General features: G+C 62.8%; 16 protein-coding genes. 1 reads left to right on the top strand and 15 read right to left on the bottom strand.

What is annotated here, in order from left to right; all coding sequences use genetic code 11:
• Window positions 1-614: 614 nt before the first annotated feature.
• Entirely contained in the window at window positions 615-2,306 is a 1,692-nt protein-coding gene (locus SMD31_RS11475; protein ID WP_320500980.1) for an SUMF1/EgtB/PvdO family nonheme iron enzyme, read from the top strand.
• On the opposite strand, the gene SMD31_RS11470 is transcribed toward SMD31_RS11475, so the two are convergent.
• The 15 genes from SMD31_RS11470 to SMD31_RS11400 form a co-directional block, all read right to left on the bottom strand.
• A complete protein-coding gene (locus SMD31_RS11470; protein ID WP_320500979.1) occupies window positions 2,303-3,046 on the bottom strand; it encodes a DNA-binding domain-containing protein in 744 nt (247 codons plus the stop codon). The genes SMD31_RS11475 and SMD31_RS11470 overlap by 4 nt on opposite strands.
• Entirely contained in the window at window positions 3,046-3,894 is an 849-nt protein-coding gene (bufB, locus tag SMD31_RS11465; protein WP_320500978.1) for an MNIO family bufferin maturase, read from the bottom strand. Before bufB ends, SMD31_RS11470 begins: the two co-directional genes overlap by 1 nt.
• Before the next feature lie 95 nt (window positions 3,895-3,989).
• A complete protein-coding gene (bufA2, locus tag SMD31_RS11460; RefSeq protein ID WP_320500977.1) occupies window positions 3,990-4,253 on the bottom strand; it encodes a BufA2 family periplasmic bufferin-type metallophore in 264 nt (87 codons plus the stop codon).
• Between the two features lie 315 nt (window positions 4,254-4,568).
• The gene (parC, locus tag SMD31_RS11455) at window positions 4,569-6,815 is read right to left on the bottom strand and encodes a DNA topoisomerase IV subunit A (RefSeq protein WP_320500976.1); all 2,247 of its coding nucleotides are present in this window, start codon (window positions 6,813-6,815) and stop codon (window positions 4,569-4,571) included.
• A 108-nt stretch (window positions 6,816-6,923) separates the two neighbouring features.
• Window positions 6,924-7,466: a GNAT family N-acetyltransferase gene (locus SMD31_RS11450; RefSeq protein ID WP_320500975.1), complete on the bottom strand. Its 543-nt coding sequence runs from the start codon at window positions 7,464-7,466 to the stop codon at window positions 6,924-6,926.
• A 7-nt stretch (window positions 7,467-7,473) separates the two neighbouring features.
• Complete coding sequence (locus SMD31_RS11445) at window positions 7,474-8,715, bottom strand: NAD(P)/FAD-dependent oxidoreductase (protein WP_320500974.1); 1,242 nt, start codon at window positions 8,713-8,715, stop codon at window positions 7,474-7,476.
• 63 nt (window positions 8,716-8,778) lie between these two features.
• The gene (locus SMD31_RS11440; protein ID WP_320500973.1) at window positions 8,779-9,366 is read right to left on the bottom strand and encodes an RNA 2'-phosphotransferase; all 588 of its coding nucleotides are present in this window, start codon (window positions 9,364-9,366) and stop codon (window positions 8,779-8,781) included.
• Window positions 9,367-9,372: 6 nt separating this feature from the next.
• Complete coding sequence (locus tag SMD31_RS11435; RefSeq protein ID WP_320500972.1) at window positions 9,373-9,819, bottom strand: hypothetical protein; 447 nt, start codon at window positions 9,817-9,819, stop codon at window positions 9,373-9,375.
• Window positions 9,816-11,216: a hypothetical protein gene (locus tag SMD31_RS11430; protein ID WP_320500971.1), complete on the bottom strand. Its 1,401-nt coding sequence runs from the start codon at window positions 11,214-11,216 to the stop codon at window positions 9,816-9,818. The genes SMD31_RS11435 and SMD31_RS11430 overlap by 4 nt, the downstream gene beginning before the upstream one ends.
• A gap of 86 nt (window positions 11,217-11,302) precedes the next feature.
• On the bottom strand, window positions 11,303-12,028 hold the full coding sequence (gene recO / locus SMD31_RS11425) for a DNA repair protein RecO (RefSeq protein WP_320500970.1): 726 nt from the start codon (window positions 12,026-12,028) through the stop codon (window positions 11,303-11,305).
• A 6-nt stretch (window positions 12,029-12,034) separates the two neighbouring features.
• Window positions 12,035-12,958, bottom strand: coding sequence for a GTPase Era (gene era / locus SMD31_RS11420; protein WP_320500969.1), 924 nt, complete (start codon window positions 12,956-12,958; stop codon window positions 12,035-12,037).
• Window positions 12,959-12,986: 28 nt separating this feature from the next.
• Window positions 12,987-13,751 (bottom strand): ribonuclease III, encoded by a 765-nt coding sequence (rnc, locus tag SMD31_RS11415; RefSeq protein ID WP_320500968.1) that lies wholly within the window; start codon window positions 13,749-13,751, stop codon window positions 12,987-12,989.
• 5 nt (window positions 13,752-13,756) lie between these two features.
• Window positions 13,757-14,554: a signal peptidase I gene (gene lepB / locus SMD31_RS11410; RefSeq protein WP_320500967.1), complete on the bottom strand. Its 798-nt coding sequence runs from the start codon at window positions 14,552-14,554 to the stop codon at window positions 13,757-13,759.
• Between the two features lie 177 nt (window positions 14,555-14,731).
• On the bottom strand, window positions 14,732-15,139 hold the full coding sequence (gene acpS, locus SMD31_RS11405) for a holo-ACP synthase (RefSeq protein WP_320500966.1): 408 nt from the start codon (window positions 15,137-15,139) through the stop codon (window positions 14,732-14,734).
• Window positions 15,140-15,149: 10 nt separating this feature from the next.
• Window positions 15,150-17,306: a RelA/SpoT family protein gene (locus SMD31_RS11400; protein ID WP_320500965.1), complete on the bottom strand. Its 2,157-nt coding sequence runs from the start codon at window positions 17,304-17,306 to the stop codon at window positions 15,150-15,152.
• Between the last annotated feature and the right edge of the window lie 27 nt (window positions 17,307-17,333).

Here is a 17,333-nt window from a genome sequence, read left to right as displayed (position 1 = left end):
GACCTTGTTACGGGCCTTCAAGGGCGCACGGCCCTGGCGGATCAGCTGGTTAATCGTCGGCATTACTTCTTCCTCACCTCATTCGCGCGTCCGGGCCGAGCCCATTGGCGCGAGATTTGCGCATTGCAAATGTGCCATATGCAAACGCGACCTCATCGAACTACCGACGCTTTCGCGTCTCGATGCGGTCGCTAAAAACGCCAGATTGCTCATGCTCTTAGGCAGAGGAGCCCTATGTCGTTCGGATGCTTAAGCGGGGACAGCGTCTAGACTGAAGGGGCGCTTGCGCGCCAAAGGTCTACCACCAGCCCCCTTAAAGGCGGGCGGAATATATTGATTCCCCCACCCCCGGTCAAGCAGAAGAATCCAGCCTGAAATCAGTCTTTTTCAAAGACTTAACGCCAATGGGACGGTGCGCGCATAGCTACCATACGATGGGGTTGGAAGGCGAGCCTGCCCCCAATTGTGGGAGTTTCCGGTGTTTCCGGGATGCCGTGGCAGCCCAACTGGTCATTTAATTACCGTAAACGGGCGAAACGAGAGAATCGGCTGCCCTTGTCTTGGCATAGAGCAGGTGATTAGCCTGGAGCCGGATCAATCCGGGGGGTGGTGTGATGCGCAGCCTTCTGCTTCTCATCCTGTGGATATCTCTGCTGGCGCCGTCGCCGGCCGAGGCTTCACCCCGCATCGCCCTGGTCATCGGCAATGGCGGTTATGATGCGGGCATCGGCGCCCTGCCCAATCCGGGCCGAGACGCCGAGCTTATGGCCAAGTCCTTGACCGAAGTCGGCTTTGTCGTCACGACCCTGGTCGATGCCGACCAGAAGGCGATGAAGCGGGCCATCTCGGATTTCGGCCAGTCCCTGGTCGCTGCCGGGCCCGAAGCCACGGGGCTCTTTTATTATGCCGGCCACGGCGTTCAGATCGGCGGGACCAATTACCTCATCCCCCTCGCCGCCCGGATCCAGAACGAGGCCGATGCCGAGATCGAAGGGGTCGATGCCGGCTGGGTGCTCAAACAGATGGAATTTGCCAACAACCGGGTGAATGTCGTCATCCTGGATGCCTGCCGCAACAATCCGCTGCCGCGCAGCCTGCGCTCGGCCAGCAATGGCCTCGCGCGCATGGACGCGCCCAAAGGCAGCTTCATCGCTTATTCAACGGCACCCGGCGATGTCGCCCAGGATGGCAGCAACGGCAACAGCCCCTATGCCGCTGCCCTGGCCCAGGCGATCACCGCGGCACCGGCGCCGATCGAGGAGATGTTCCGCAATGTGCGTGTGGCGGTCATGCAGGCCACGGGTGATGCGCAAATCCCGTGGGATTCGTCATCCCTGACCGGCGCCTTCTATTTCCGCGAAAGCGCCCAACCTGCCCCTCCGGCAGAGGCAGAGGCTGCGGCAGCGGCACCCCCGAGCCAGACGGCAGCACCCACCACACGCAGCCAGACCGAGGCCGGACCGCCCCAGGCCGGCACGATCTTTCGCGACTGCCCCGATTGCCCGGACATGGTGGTCGTCCCAGCCGGCCGCTTCGTCATGGGCGCGCCGAAGGAAGACGAAGACCGTCGGCCCGATGAAAGCCCGGTCCACAAGGTCAGCATCGCCGCACCCTTCGCGCTGATGACCACCGAAGTCACGCGGGATCAGTTCACGGCCTTTGTCGATGCGACCGGCCGCGACATGTCGGATGGGGATTGTTATCTGGCTGACGACAAGGAGGGGCGCAGCGACGATTCCGCCAACTGGCTGCAGCCCGGCTTCGCACAGCAAGGCAACGAGCCGGCCGTCTGCGTCAGCTGGCGCGATGCCATCGCCTATGCCGAGTGGCTCAGCAACAAGGCCGGCGCCACCTATCGTCTGCCGACCGAGGCCGAATGGGAATACGCCACGCGCGCGGGCCGGCAGGGCTTCCTGCCTTGGGAAGAGAACAGTGCCGCCGACGCCTGCCATATCGGCAACAGCTTCGATGCCAGCGGGCACAAGCAATATCCCGGTCTCGAGGCCTCGCCCTGCGAAGACGGTGCCGTTCACACCGCCGCGGTGGGATCCTATCAGCCAAACCGCTTCAAGCTGTTCGACATGGCAGGAAATGTCTGGGAATGGGTCCAGGATTGTTACCGAGCGGACTATAAGGACGCGCCCGGCGACGGCAGCGCCGTGATCCTCGATGTCTGTCCCGATCACGTCGCGCGCGGCGGCAGCTGGATCGACGGGCAGTGGGATTTCCGCTTCGCGCGCCGCTATGCGGTGGACGGTTGGGGCCGCGAAAACATCGTCGGCTTCCGCCTCGCCCGCGACCTTTAGCAGACGATCTCCGACACCAATCCGCGCTGCAGCCAATCCTGCAGCATCTCGGCACCACGTTGCGCCGCATTCGCCTCGTGGAAATCCTGCGCCAGGCTTTCGCACATCCGGGCAAAGCTCATGCCGCCTTGCATCCACGCAAAGCAGGCGGCCTCGTCTGCCGGCAGGGCTCGATATTGGACATCTTCCCCCGAACGCCAGACGAGCCAGGCAACCGACAAGCCCGGTACCGCTTCGCTGACCGGCTCATCGTGCAACAGGGCGCGCCGCAGATCGCCTGTCGCTGTGTCGGCCGTGATGAGGCTGGCAGCGACGGCAAAGCGCAGACTGAAATGCGCCCAGGCTTCTGCTGGAAGCGCCAGTAGATCGGGCAAGCCGACGATGGCTTCATCCGCTGCGTCGAATGCCAGAGCCACGGCCCAATCGAAACGCGCCATGCCGGCGGCCAGCGCCTCACCCTGCGCCGCGAGATGGTCCGGCAACCCCTGTCCCAACCAGCGCAGCGAGTAGTGCGCCGAGGGATGGTCCGCAATGTACCGGCGCGCGGCATCGGCAAATGCCGTGGCGCCCAGCAGGGCCTTCAATCCGGGATAATCGTTGCCGAGCGCCTCGACAAGGCGCGAGACATAGCCAAGGCGGTAGATGTCCAGCCGCTCTCGTGCCTCGTTCACGGACGGCATCTGCGCCGTGCGGCCCAGAAGATAGCCTTGGAAAGCACGCTGCAGCTGTTCGAGGGACATCAGGCCACCAAGACTTGGCGGACGGCATCGGCGGCGACGGCCCGCGCTTGGTCAAGCTCGGCCAGCAAGGCAGAGAGAGGCGGTATGTGGTCGTCGCGCTCGATCATGGCCGGCACGCTGCCGAAGCGCCGCACCGCCGCGGCATAAAGCTGCCAGACCGGCGGCGCCACGTCGTGATCATGGGTGTCGATGATATGGGTGCCGTGATCCTCATGCCCGGCCAGATGGATCTGGCGCACCAAGGTCTTCGGCAGGGCGTCGATGAATGTCAGCGGATTGAACCCATGGTTGACCGAATTGACATAGACGTTGTTGACGTCGAGCAGCAGTGCGCAGCCGGTCCGCTTGGCGAGTGCCACAATGAATTCCCATTCGGGCATGGCCGATTCCGGATAGGTGACATAGCTCGACGTGTTCTCGAGCAGGATCGGCGCGCCGAGATGCTCCTGCACCGCCATGACACGCCCCACCACATGGTCCAGCGCTTCTTCGGTAAAGGGCAATGGCAGCAGGTCATGCATGTTGCGGCCGGCGATGCCGGTCCAGCACAGGTGATCGGAGATCCAGGCGGGCTCGATCTCGTCGGCGAGGGACTTCAGCGCCCGCAGATAGTCGCGCTCAAGCGGCGCCGTGCTGCCGATGGACAGCGAGACGCCGTGCATCACCATCGGATAGTGCCGCCGCAACTCCAACAGGTGGCGCCGCGGCTTGCCGCCGACGCCCATGTAGTTTTCCGAGATGATCTCGAGCCAATCGACACGCCGCGCCATTGTCGCCGCGTGCTCGCTGAGCGCCGCATAATGTGTCGGCCTGAGGCCCAGGCCAAAGCCAGTCACCGCATCGCGCAAGATCACCCCTCCATGCCGGAAGTTTCGGGTGCTGAAAGAATGCGGGCGGGCGGCAGCCACGGGGATGAGGCCGCCCGCCCAACCCAACGGCCGCGTTACTTCACGACCGTACCGCCAGCGCCGGTGCAGGCGTCGGCGCTCGGCTGCTCGATCCAGCCCTGGCCCTTGCAGGTGTTCTGCCCCTTGCATTCGTTGCTGGCGCTCTTGCAGGAGCCCTGGCCCTTGCAGCCATTGATGCCGGCGCAATGCACGGCATCGGCCTGGGCCGGCGTGGTGGTGAGGCTGATCGATCCGCCGGCCAACAAGGCCATGGCGGCGGCGGCGAAAGTGGCGCCGGTGATCTTTGTCATCGCAGTCATGAATCTCTCCCAATTCGTTCTATTATGGTTGTCGAGCTTTGATCGCAGGCTGCCCCGGGCGCCTGCCGGTCGGCGGGCACCGCATCTAAGCCACGGCGGCTTGCCTCATTGAATTCGAGGCTTGGCCGGGCTTTGTTACACGCCAGGAGCGACTGCACGGCGAATTCATGCGAGATGATGGGGGCAGCGGCGGGAGCGAGGCATCTGCCGGCGGCGGCTCTTCAGCGGCGACCCGCCCGAAGGACGGATCGCCGTTGATCAGGCGATGGCGCGGTCGGCGCCGGTCATCAAGCATCGACCGCGGATTTGCCAGGTTCAGCCGAACTTATTGGCCTTGGGGAAGCCGGAGGGCGGCAGGCGGCCGGCTTGCGCCCGCTCGCCGATCCAATCCTTGAGATTGGCGTGCGTCTCGGTGCGGGTCTTGTCGCCGAGGCGCCAGGTCAACCCCGCCGCCTTGGTATAGACCTTGGCATCGGAGAGGCCGCCATCCTTGTATTTCTGCAGCATGACGCCGCGGCCGCGAGTCATTTCCGGAATCTCATTGAGCTTGAAGATGAGCAGCTTCCGGTTGTCGCCGATGACGGCGACCATGTCGCCATTGGCCGGCACGCAGACATTGGCTTCCTCGCCTTCCGGCACGGTAAGGACTTGGCGGCCGTTCTTGGTCTGCGCCAGGATCTCGTTGGTGGGTACCACGAAGCCGCGCCCGTCATGGCTGGCCACCAGCAGCTTCTCGTCGGGCTTGTGGATCATCATGGCGACGATGTCGTGCTCATTGCCGAGGTCGATATAGAGCCTGACCGGCTCACCATGGCCACGCCCGCCCGGCAGCTTGTCGCAGCCGATGGTATAGAACTTGCCGTTGGTGCAGAAGATCACCAGCTTGTCGGTCGTTTCGGCATGGAGCTGGAACTTGCCCCAATCGCCTTCCTTGAATTTGATCTCGGCGCCTTCCTCGACATGACCCTTCATGCTGCGGATCCAACCCTTCGACGAGCAGACGACCGTGATCGGCTCGCGCTCGATGAGGGATTCGAGCGGAATGACCACGGCCGAGGGCGCCTCGCCGAGATCGGTGCGGCGCTTGCCCAGCGCCGTCTTCGGACCGTAGAGTTTTTTGAGCTCCTGCACTTCCGTGCCGATCGCTTCCCATTGCTTGTCGTCCGACTGAAGCAATGCCAGCAAGGTCTTCTTCTCGGCGCTGAGTTCCTTGTGCTCGCCCTTGATCTCCATTTCCTCGAGCTTGCGCAACGCGCGCAAACGCATGTTGAGGATGGCATCGGTCTGCGTGTCGGTGAGCTTCCACTTCTTCATCATGACGGCCTTGGGGTCGTCTTCGAAGCGGATGATGCGGATCACCTCGTCGATATTGAGATAGGCGACGAGATAGCCGTCGAGGATTTCAAGGCGCCGCTCGATCTCGGCCAGGCGGAACTTCGAGCGCCGCTGCAGCACGACGCGGCGGTGGTCGAGATAGGCCTGCAGCACCTCGTTGAGCGGCATGACGCGCGGCGTCTGGTTGGCGTCGAGCGCGTTCATGTTGAGGCTGAAGCGCGTCTCGAGATCGGTCTGGCGGAACAGCTGTTCCATCAGATGCTCGGGCTCGATATTGCGCGACTTCGGCGTCAGCACCAGGCGGATATCGGTGGTCGATTCATCGTTGATATCGTCGAGGAAGGGCAGCTTCTTGTCCTGCAGCAGCTCGGCGATCTTCTCAATAAGGCGCGATTTTGCGACCTGGTAGGGAATCTCGGTGACGACGATCTGGAAGCCGCCGCCTTTCAGATCCTCCTTTACCCATTTGGCGCGGACACGGAACGAGCCGCGCCCGGTGCGATAGGCCTCGACGATGGTCTCGCGGCTTTCGACGATGATGCCGCCGGTGGGGAAATCCGGCCCCGGCATCAAATTCACCAGCGTCTCGATGCGCGCATTGGGCGTTTTGAGGAGATGCGTGAGGCAGTCACAGATCTCGGCAACGTTATGCGGCGGAATGCTGGTCGCCATGCCGACCGCGATGCCCTGCGAGCCGTTGGCAAGGAGGTTCGGGAAGGCCGCCGGCAGGATGGTCGGTTCCTGGTTCTCGCCGTCATAGGAGGCCCGGAAATCGACCGTGTCCTCGTCCATGTTCTGCAGCATGAGGGCCGCAGCTTCGGTCAGGCGCGCTTCGGTATAGCGCATGGCGGCGGGGTTATCGCCATCGATCGAGCCGAAATTGCCCTGGCCTTCGACCATCGGATAACGCACGGCGAAATCCTGCGCCAGGCGCACCATGGCGTCATAGATCGAGGCATCGCCATGGGGATGGAACTTACCCATGACGTCGCCGACCACGCGCGCCGACTTCTTGAAGCCTGAGCCCGGATCGAGCTTCAACTGCCGCATGGAATAGAGGATGCGCCGATGCACCGGCTTCAACCCGTCGCGCACATCGGGCAGCGAACGGGACATGATGGTCGAGAGCGCGTAAGAGAGATACCGCTCGCCCAGAGCCTCGGCGAGGTTGGTCAATTTGATCTCGCCCTGTGGGGGCGGGGTGGTGGACGTGGCTTTTTTGGCCATAAGGGGAATCGGCTTTCGGCTAAAGGCGTGAATCGGGCGCCATCCTAGGCGGCGCTGGCCTTACGTCAAGCCTGCGACTCCCGCCGTCTTTCTTTATGGATCAATTGCTTAGCGGTCGAGGAGCAATTGGCGGTGCTGTTTTGGATGCGATTCGCCGCCGATCCTCAGCGCATCCTCCTCCAGCCCGAAGACCTGGAAGCCAAGCCGATCATAGAGCTGTTCGGCCGCGGGGTTCGGAATGGTAACCGTCAGTTGGAGCTGCCGCATGCCGTCGAGCCGGCGCGCATAGTCGATCACATCGAGCATCAAGGCGGTGGCGATGCCCTTCCCCTGCCAGTCGGGCGCCACGGACAGGCCGATGACCTGTCCGATATGCTGACGCTTGGCACCGGGCTCGCGCCGAAAGCCGACGGCACCGATGAGAATGCCACCGCCGTCGAAGGCACCCTGCCAGCGGTTGAGCGGCGTGGGTTTCAAGCGCCGTTCAGACGTGGCGAGGGGCTTTAGCGCCTCTTCCGCCGCATCGGCGCGGAACAGGGTCGGATAGCGCTTAAGGTTGTTGAGCCGGAACGAGCGGTATTGCGGCGCGTCGGAAGGCAGCAGCAGCCGCAGCGAAAAATCACCAACCGACGGCTTGTCCGGCGCGCGCATGATACGGTCAGAACCGATCGATGCGGAAAGGCGCAAGATCCACGCCCGGATCGCGGCCAGCGGCGAGATCGGCGATGATGCGGCCCGTCACCGGCCCCAGCGTCAGGCCGATATGGCCGTGGCCGAAACCGAAAAACGTGTTCTTGAACCGCTCGCCCTGGGCGATGACCGGCACCGAATCCGGCATCGAGGGGCGGAAGCCCATCCAATCGCTGCGCCCGGTTTCGTCCAAATCGCCGAACATGCGCTTGCCATGATTCATCAGCTTCTGCGCGCGATCGTAATTGGGCGGCAGATCGAGCCCGCCCAGTTCCACCGTGCCCGCAAAGCGCAAACCCACATCGAGCGGTGTGATGGCGAAGGAATGATCGGCGGAATAGATCGGCATGCGCGGCCGCTTCTGCGCGTTGGGCAGGGTCACGTGATAGCCGCGCTCGGTATCCAGCGGCACCTTGTGTCCCAGCATCGCGGTAAGCTTCTTCGACCAGGCGCCGGCTGCCACGACGACGGCATCGCAAGGATAGGTGTTGCCGCCGGCCTTGACCGCCTTGGGTCCATCGGCGCCGATCTCGAAGCCGGTGACATCGGCTTTCACGATTCTGCCGCCGCCCGCCACGAACTGGTTGGCGAGGCGCTGCACCAGGGCGAAATTGTCGGTGACGTAGGAATTTTCAGGGAAGTAGACGGCGTGGCGATAGATCGGGTTGAGGCTGGGTTCGAACTGGCGGATTTCTTCCTGTTTCAGGATCTTGAACTCGACCCCGCGGCGCTTCTGCAGCGCCAAGTCCCATTGATAGCTGTCGAACTTCTTGTCGGTCTCGAAGACGCCGAGCCAGCCGGTGTCCTTGATCATCAGCGATTGGTTGGCCAGCCCCGCCAGTTCCTTGTGCGCCGCCAAGGCATGCACCAGCACCGATCGCAATGCGATCGAGATCTGTTCCACCCGCTTCTCGCTGGAGGCTGCCACAAAGCGGATCAGCCAGGGCGCGATCTGCGGCAGATAGGACCAACGGATGGCGAGCGGGCTCAACGGGTCCATCAGCATCTTCGGCACATCCCACAGGATGCCGGGAGTCGCGACCGGAATGCAGGATTCGGTTGCGATGACCGAAGCATTGCCCTTCGACGTCCCCTCGCCGGGATCGCGCCCATCGATCACGGTGACCTGGTTGCCGTCCTTCTGCAGATAAAGAGCCGCCGAGACGCCGACGATCCCCGCACCGATGACGATGAAATGCCGATTACCCATGATTTCCCCGAAAGTCCCCGAATTTCTAAGAGGGCCGGAGCATGGCGCGCGGCACGCGCCAAATCAAGGGCGGGTGGGTTCGTCTCGCCGGATGAAGGGCGGCGGCACGGCATCGGCGAGCCAGATCAGGTCATTCCCGCGATAGAAGTGGTGTCCGGCGATAAAAGCGCCGGCCGCGTCGACCACGAGAAGACTTGGCGCTTTCACCTTGCGCCGACCAACGTCAAGCGCCACCTCGCGCGTCGGCGAAAGATGGACGTACTGGCGCGACATGGGTTTCAGCCCGTCGCGCAAGATGAGTTCCGCCGCTTGCGGGCTGGTGCCATGAAACAGAATGGCGGGTGGTGCGATCGGATCATGGGTCAACCGTCCCGGCACGGAATGACCATAGATGGCGCGGATGCGGTCCGCGTCGATCTCATGCCGCGTCTTCGCGGATGCCGCGATCATCTCCTGGAAGTCGGCAGCCACGAGCCCCTGCCAGCGCGGGTCCGTCCGGCCCAGCGCGGCGATGAAGGCATCGATCGCCACCCAGCCGTTGGCATCCAGCGTCAACCCGTACCGCGCGGGTTCGTGCCGCAAGGCGTGCGACGCAATCCGGCTCAACGCCGTCAAACGGTCTTCGCCCAGGCGTGATCTCACTTTCGACACAGAGGCTCAAAGCTCCTCTTTCTTCTTGCCATTTTCGGCGGCGGCGCGTTCTGCTTCATAGGCCGCATCTTCCGCCCGCTGCTGGAGATATTCCTCGCGGTCCTCTTCCATGAGAGCGAGCCAGGCCTCAAAATTGGAAACCGAACCGCGATCTTCCCAGCCAGCGCTGGCAAAGCTGTGCACGAGATGAACCTCGGGGTTACCTGTCCGATCGTTACCGTCGAAGCAGGCGATATCATCACCCGTTACAATGTGCTGTGCGAACGGGATAAGGCATCGTTCTGGATACCATTCCTGAACGATATCCAACCAGATGTCCGCATCCTCCCGCGAATCAAGAATGAACCAAGGCTTGATGTCCGCTGCCGGCGTGGCGGTGCAGAATTTCTCGAAGTTCACAGGATAGCGAAAGCCCCTGGGCAGCCGTTCCGGCGTGATTGTTCCAAATTTCATTTCAAAGCTCCCTTGTCGGGTGATTTAGGATATCGGAGGCGTGGATTCTCGCCCGATCCATAAGGAGTAGCCGTCCGGAATTTGCCGGATTGGTCGTTGATACGGCGCTGTACCGCCTCGCCCCAGGTCGTTGGATTGCCGGGTTGGCCATGCTTGAACCGAGTGGCATCCGTGGCGCCGATCTTGGCATCGAAATCTCGGACCCTTGCCTGTGCCTGAATACCGGCGCTCCGCGCTGCCAGGATGCGTGTATTGTCGGCCGTTGTGAGTTTCCCATCTGGCATGCGGACAACATCGATTGGTTCGCCATGCCAACCATTCTGCTTCATACTGTTGGCAATGTCATCGTAGGTATAACTGTCACTGCCTCTCCTTCGCTTCTGATACGACACGGTTTCCTGCGAGAAGCGCGTTTCATGTGGGTCGATTGCCTGGATCGGAACATCGTCGACCTTGCCGACCTTCGCTTCTACCTTCCCCGCGATCTCCAGCGCGTCATCCACGCGCTTGATCGAACTGGCGACGCTGGGGACGAAGGGCAGCGCGCCGAGGGCGGTCAGACCATAGTTCTTCCATGTGCGTTGGCTGGGATCCTCAAGATACATCTTGATATCGTTGCCAAGGCCGATGGCATCGCCCGCTCCCGGAATGAACTGCGGCGCTGATTGAACGAGGGCACCGGCTATACCCGACCGCTCCAGTGCCGCCTGGGATAGCGCGTTCTGCTCAGCGAGATTCTTCTGATAATCCTCGGCAAAGCTGCCATCGCCGAAGAGCGCATCGCCGGCCGCCGCGACGTTGTCCGCGTAACCAATGGTCAAGCCATTGGCGAGCAGGCGCACGCCGTCATCAATTGCTTGCAGCGCTTCTTGCGGCGAGGGATGACTGGCGTTCTTTTGTGCCTCGGCCATCGCAGCGAAGCGGCCAAGGCCCGCTTTCGCCTGCGGTGCAACAGGCGCCACGGCCGAAGCAGCGACCGCCGGGGCATTGTCATTCGCGGCACGAGCCGCAGCAAAGCGCGTCGCAATCACGTCCTCGCCAGGTATTTCCGGCCCTTTAAGGTCCTGCAGCTTGACGCCCTGGAAGGATTTCGCCCGCAGCGCCCGAATGTCGGCGGGTTCAATCGTCTCGGCATTGGCAAAACGATACTGCCCGTCAGGGCCGCGATAGACCGGCGCGGTGGCACCGCCCAGGCCGCTCAAGACGATGTCCCGGGTCTTGTCGTCGAGCACCTGCCCGCGCTGCCAATTCTCGGGATGGACCCCGCTGCGATAGGCTTCGACCAGCCAACGCTGCTCGGATTCGGGCGTATGGAAGTGAAAGGCGCCATCGCGCCATTCACCAAGAACGCCCTCGGACCGTGTCGGTACCTGCTTTTGGGTTGCACCCGGCGGCATGTGTCGCTCCGTTTTGCCCTGACACCTTTATGCATAACACATAAAGCGTAATTATGTCAAGAACGAAATGAGAACTAGCATTCCCGCTATCGTGTCAGCCGTTCGATCAGCCGATCGCGGGCGGTGAGGCGTTTTTCAGCGGCGGGCGTCGGCAGCACATGGCCGTGGATGAAATGGCCGGTGAGGCGCAGCCCTTGCGCCAACGACGTAGGATCGGTCGCTATATCATCCTTAAGGAGGAAGCCCGGCAACGGCAGCAGGCGTTCCGCATAGCGCCCGGCGCCCAGCCGGCTGACGGCGCGGCCGGTTTTGGGCGAGACAAAGACGAGATCCTCGGTGGCACCCGTCACGGCGCAGCGCGAGAGATCCAAGCCGAAGCCGAGATCAGCGAGCAACTTCAGCTCCCAGCGCAGATAGAGCCCGGCCCAATCCGGCACGCTGGCAACCAGGCCCTGCACCAGTACCGCGAAATCGTCATGCACATCCTGATGCGGCTCACGCTCCGGCAGCGTCGCATCTATCACGGCTGCCGCCGCACTCATCGCCGCCAGCCGGTCGGCATCGTCGATGACATGGGCGATATTCGCCTCAATGACCTCGGCCTGGAAATGCCCCAGCTGTTCCGAGAGGCGCGCGCGCCAGTTGAGCGAAAGCTGGTTGCCGATTTCGAAGGCCGGCCGGTTCTTGCGCCCGGCGCCACCCTTCACCAGGCCCAGATGCCGGCCATGCGCGCGCGTGAGACAGGAAAGAATGATATCGCTCTCGCCATGGCGGCGGGCGGAGAGGACGAAGCCTGTGTCGGTGAAATCCACCGCGCCCTATTCCTCGAAATCGAGGCCCATTTCGCGGTAGCGTTCGGGATCGTCGGCCCATGAGCCGCGCACCTTGATGAAGAGAAAGAGGTGCACCTGGCGTTCGAAGGCCTGCTGCATCTCGCGCTGTGCGGCCTCGCGGATCGTCTTGATCTTGGCGCCGCCCTTGCCGATGACAATGGCCTTCTGGCCCTCCTTGGCGACGAAGATCACCTGGGTGATCTTGACCGAGCCATCCTTGAATTCCTCCCAGCTTTCGGTCTCGACGGTCAGTGCATAGGGGACTTCTTCATGCAGCTGGCGAAAGAGATGCTCGCGCGTGATTTCGGCGGCGAGGAAGCGTTGCGGCGCATCGGTGATGTGGTCTTCCGGGTAGTGATGCGGCCCCTTGGGCATGCGGCGGCCCAATTCAGCCACCAAATCAAGGACGCCATCGCCATGCTCGGCCGAGATCATGAAGGTGTCGGTGAACAGCGTCTCGCCGTCCCCGCCGCCCAGCGCGTTGAGCTCGGCGGTCTTGGCCAGCAGCCGCTCGCGTTCCTTCACCTGGTCGATCTTGTTGAGCACCAGCACGGCCTTGCGCTTGTGCTTCTTCAGGCCGTCGATGATGCGACGCGTGTCGTCATCGATATTCTTTCGGCTGGCATCGACCATCAGCAGGATCTGGTCGGCATCGCCCGCACCCGACCAGGCCGCCGTCACCATGGCGCGGTCCAGGCGACGCTTCGGCGCGAAGATGCCCGGCGTGTCGACGAAGATCATCTGAATTGGACCGTCCATGACGATGCCCAGCACCTTGGCGCGCGTGGTCTGCACCTTGGGGCTGACGATCGAGACCTTTTGCCCGACCACGCGGTTGACCAGGGTCGACTTCCCCGCATTGGGAGCGCCCAGCACGGCAATGAAGCCGCATGCCGTTTCAATATTCATGGAACTCTGCTTTCCGAGCTTTCCGGCATCACGCCGGATTGGCCGCGACCTTGTGATCTTGCCCTGCATCTTGCGTGCGTACCAGCACCAGAAGCAGGTTGGCGGCCGCCTGCTCGGCGGCACGTTTCGAACGGCCGGTCCCGCTGCGGGCGGGAAAGCCTTCCACCGCCACCTCGACCTCGAAGACGGGATCGTGGGGCGGCCCTTCGCTGCGGATTACCTTGTAGCGCGGCAGGTTGAGGCCGGCTGCCTGCGCCCATTCCTGCAGTGCCGTCTTGGCGTCCTGCGGCGGGGCGAGGTCGGCCGACATCATGGTGCGCCAGTGCTTTTCGACAAAGCCGCGCGCCGCGTCGATGCCGCCATCCAGGTAAAGCGCGCCGATGATCGCCTCGCAGGCATCGGCCAGTGTCGCTGGGTTTTCGCGCCCGCCACTTTCCTCCTCGCCCTTGGAGAGGATCAGGAATCGGCCAAAGCCGAGATCTTGCGCGACATGCGCAAGGCCGTCCTGGCGCACCAGCGAAGCGAGGCGCTTGGCAAGCGCCCCCTCGTCTTCCTCGGGGAAAGTCGCGAACAGCATTTCGGCGACGATCAGGCCCAGCACCCGGTCGCCCAGGAACTCCAGGCGCTGATTGTCGGCGACACGCGAATCCGCCGCCTTGGTCGTGCGCCGCACCCGCTTGGTGCGGTTGCGCCCGGTGGCACTGGGATGCGTAATGGCCGTTTCCAGCAGATCCGGCCGCGAGAAGACGTGACCCAGGATCGTGGCAAGCTCGCTATGGGCAGCCTTCGCCACCCTGCCTACTCCACCAGATCGCCGAGACGCCGCCAGCGCAGGGCCGTCACCCAGGTAATCGGGTTGGTGAGCTTCAACGTGTTGTCATAGGACCAGAACAACACCTTGGCCGGCCCGATCAGGTTTTCGGCCGGCACGAAGCCGACATTGCCGAGCTGTGCGGGATCGGTGATGCGCGTGTTCATGTCGAACGGCACCAGCCCCGCCAGCACGCGGCTGTCGCTCGATGAATCGCGGTTGTCGCCCATCATGAAGTAATGACCCTGCGGCACGACATAGATCGGCGTGTTGTCGAGTTCGCCCTGGTCGCCGCGCGTCTCGATGATGTGATGGGAGACACCGCCAGGCAGCGTCTCGACATATTGCGGCGAGGCGATGCCGTTATCGAGATTGACGAAATCCTCGATGCGCTCACGCTTCACCGGTTCCCCGTTGATATAGAGCAAGCCTTCCTTGACCTGGACCGTGTCGCCGGGCAGGCCGATAAGGCGTTTGATGAAATCGGTCTGCGGCTCTCCTGGCGGACGGAAGACGATGACGTCGCCACGCTCTGGCTCATCGGCCCACACACGGCCTTCGAGCGGCACGACACCCCAGGGAAACGAGAAGCGGCTATAGCCATAGGCCGTCTTCGAGACGAAGAGGTAGTCGCCGATGAGCAGCGTCGGGATCATCGAGCCCGAGGGAATGCTGAACGGCTCATAAGCGAAGGTCCGGATCACCACGGCGATCACGGCGGCCCAGAAGATGGTCTTGACGGTCTCGAGGATCTGGCTGGGCTCGGTCTCTGTCTTTCGCGCCATGGTAGGTAAAGCGGCCTTTTTTCGACGGAATCGGGTGGGGCGTCAGGCATGCCCTTGCAGCATGCTTTTCGGGCGGATCAAGCCAGCCAACCCCAGCAAAGTCAAGGCTTTAACCCCGATTGAGCGCTGCGGCACCCGGATTTTTGCGAGATATTCCGCCAGTTTAGCTAACACCCCTCACTTAGCGGGGCCGGGCACCGCAGAAATGATCACGATCGCCTGGGCCAAGGGGAAGTCGTCGGTGATGGTGAGGTCGATCTGGGCCGCCATGCCGGGGGGCGTGATCTCTTGCAGGCGGCGGAGCGCCCCGTTGGTGAGCTTCAGGGTGGGCTTGCCGCTGGGCAGGTTCACCACCCCCATGTCCTTCATGAAGACCTGGTCGCGAAAGCCGGTCCCCAGCGCCTTCGAGCAGGCCTCCTTGGCGGCGAAGCGCTTGGCATAGGAGGCGGCGCGCTGTGCGCGCCGATCGGATTTCTGCTGCTCGACCTCGGTAAAGACGCGCTGGATGAAGCGGTCGCCGAAGCGCTCGATCGATTTCTCGATGCGGCGGATGTCGATGAGGTCGTTGCCGATGCCAAGGATCATGACGCGTGACCTATCCCCGCGCCCGGTCCACGGAATTGACCGAAGGCGTCGCGCGCAAGGCGGCGATGATGTTGGAAAGGTGCTTCAGGTCCTTCACCTCGACATCGACGATGATCTCGAAGAAGTCGATCGAGCGGTTGACGATCTTCAAATTCGAGATGTTGCCCTGATTCTTGCCGATCACCGTGGTGAGTGAGCCGAGGCTGCCCGGCTGGTTGGCGATCACCACGTCGAGGCGGCCGGTATGCTGCTCGACCGAATTCTTGTCCTGGTCCCAGGCGACATCGAGCCAGCGCTCCGGCGTGTCGGCAAAGCTCTCCAGCGTCTCGCAATCGATGGTGTGGATGGTGACGCCCTTCCCGGTCGTCACGATGCCGACGATGCGGTCGCCCGGCAGCGGATGGCAACAGCCGGCAAAGTGCATCGCCATGCCGGGGATGAGGCCGCGGATCGGGATGGCGTGGCCGCCCTTGCCCTTCTTCGGGTCGCGCTTCAGCGGCCCGGCCTTGTCGTTGACCTTGTCGCCCGGCAGACCCTGCGTCTTGTTGCCGGGGAAGATCGCGTTGACGACTTCGCGGGCACCGACCAGGCCCTCGCCGACCTGCGTCACCAGGTCCTCGATCTCCTCGGCCTTGAATTTCTTCAGGACGCCATCGACAGCCTTTTCCGTGTACTCGTAACCGGCATGGGAAAATTCCTTCTGCAGCATCGCCCGGCCGAGTTCCAGATACTGCGCGCGCTGCTGGGTGCGGATGAAGCGGCGGATGCAGGCACGCGCCTTGCCGGTGACGACAAAGCGTTCCCAGGCCGGCGACGGCGTCTGCGCCTTCGAGGTGACGATGGCGACCTGGTCGCCGTTCTGCAGCTCGGTCCGGAGCGGCATGATGCGGCCGTTGATCTTGGCACCCACACAGGTATCGCCGACCTGAGAGTGCACGGCATAGGCAAAGTCGACCGGCGTCGCCCCGCGCGGCAGCGCGATGAGATCGCCCTTCGGCGTGAAGCAGAACACCTGGTCCTGGAACATCTCGAGCTTGGTGTGCTCAAGGAATTCTTCCGGGCCGGAAGCGTGCTCGAGAATGTCCAGGAGCTCGCGCAGCCAGCGATACTGCCGACCATCTATCTTGGTGGCACCCTGCTTGTAGCCCCAATGCGCCGCCACACCCATTTCGGCGATTTCATGCATGTTTTCGGTGCGAATCTGCACCTCGATGCGCATGCGCTGCGGGCCGATGATGCCGGTGTGGAGCGATTGGTAATTGTTGGGCTTTGGGGTCGAGATGTAATCCTTGAAGCGCCCGGGGATCATCGAATACTTGCCGTGAATGGCGCCCAGCGCCTGGTAGCACTGGCCGATATCCTTGACCATCACGCGGAAGGCCATGATGTCGGAAAGTTGCTCGAACTCCATGCGCTTCTTCTGCATCTTGCGCCAGATCGAGAAGGGCGTCTTTTCACGGCCCGAGACCTCGGCGTGCAAGTCGGCTTCCTTCAGCGTCTTGGAGAGCTCGGCAATGATCTTGGCGCAAATGTCGGCACCCTGCTCGCGCAAATAGGATAGACGCTGCATGATCGACTGGTACGCGTCGGCATTGAGCTCGGCGAAGGCCAGGTTCTCCAGCTCGTCCTTCAGTTGATGCATGCCCATGCGCTCGGCGAGCGGCGCATAGATTTCCATCGTCTCGGCGGCAATGCGGCGGCGCTTGTCGGCGTTCTTGATGAAGTGCAGCGTCTGCATGTTGTGCAGACGGTCTGCCAGCTTCACCAACAGCACGCGAATGTCGTTCGACATTGCCAGCACCAGCTTGCGGAAGTTCTCCGCATGCTTGGTGTTGTCGGATTGCAGTTCCAGGCGCGACAGCTTGGTGACGCCGTCGACCAGCTGCGCCACTTCACTGCCGAAGACGGTCTGTACCTGCTCCAGTGTCGCCTCGGTATCCTCGACCGTGTCGTGGAGGAGGCCCGTGGCGATCGAGGCGGAATCGAGCTTGAGGCGCGTCAGGATTTCGGCGACGCCGAGCGGGTGGGAAAAGTAAGGATCGCCCGAGGCACGCGACTGCGAGCCATGCGCCTTCATCGAAAAAACATAGGCGCGGTTGAGGAGGTCCTCATCCGCGCCTGGATCGTAAGATTTCACCCGCTCGACCAGTTCAAATTGCCGGATCATGCGGTCCTCAATGTCACGGCCGCATCT

The organism is Dongia rigui, assembly GCF_034044635.1.
Classification (GTDB): Bacteria; Pseudomonadota; Alphaproteobacteria; order Dongiales; family Dongiaceae; genus Dongia; species Dongia rigui.
This window is presented reverse-complemented; position numbering and strand designations above follow the sequence as displayed.

What these genes read in the sequence shown, in the direction of transcription:
- SMD31_RS11470 (WP_320500979.1), bottom strand. Translation starts at nt 3,046, where the DNA reads ATGTCCCTCGAACAGCTGCAGCGTGCTTTCCAAGGCTATCTTCTGGGC.
- parC (WP_320500976.1), bottom strand. Translation starts at nt 6,815, where the DNA reads ATGGCCAAAAAAGCCACGTCCACCACCCCGCCCCCACAGGGCGAGATC.
- bufA2 (WP_320500977.1), bottom strand. Translation starts at nt 4,253, where the DNA reads ATGACTGCGATGACAAAGATCACCGGCGCCACTTTCGCCGCCGCCGCC.
- SMD31_RS11445 (WP_320500974.1), bottom strand. Translation starts at nt 8,715, where the DNA reads ATGGGTAATCGGCATTTCATCGTCATCGGTGCGGGGATCGTCGGCGTC.
- SMD31_RS11435 (WP_320500972.1), bottom strand. Translation starts at nt 9,819, where the DNA reads ATGAAATTTGGAACAATCACGCCGGAACGGCTGCCCAGGGGCTTTCGC.
- SMD31_RS11400 (WP_320500965.1), bottom strand. Translation starts at nt 17,306, where the DNA reads ATGATCCGGCAATTTGAACTGGTCGAGCGGGTGAAATCTTACGATCCA.
- SMD31_RS11450 (WP_320500975.1), bottom strand. Translation starts at nt 7,466, where the DNA reads ATGCGCGCGCCGGACAAGCCGTCGGTTGGTGATTTTTCGCTGCGGCTG.
- acpS (WP_320500966.1), bottom strand. Translation starts at nt 15,139, where the DNA reads ATGATCCTTGGCATCGGCAACGACCTCATCGACATCCGCCGCATCGAG.
- era (WP_320500969.1), bottom strand. Translation starts at nt 12,958, where the DNA reads ATGAATATTGAAACGGCATGCGGCTTCATTGCCGTGCTGGGCGCTCCC.
- SMD31_RS11475 (WP_320500980.1), top strand. Translation starts at nt 615, where the DNA reads ATGCGCAGCCTTCTGCTTCTCATCCTGTGGATATCTCTGCTGGCGCCG.
- lepB (WP_320500967.1), bottom strand. Translation starts at nt 14,554, where the DNA reads ATGGCGCGAAAGACAGAGACCGAGCCCAGCCAGATCCTCGAGACCGTC.
- SMD31_RS11430 (WP_320500971.1), bottom strand. Translation starts at nt 11,216, where the DNA reads ATGCCGCCGGGTGCAACCCAAAAGCAGGTACCGACACGGTCCGAGGGC.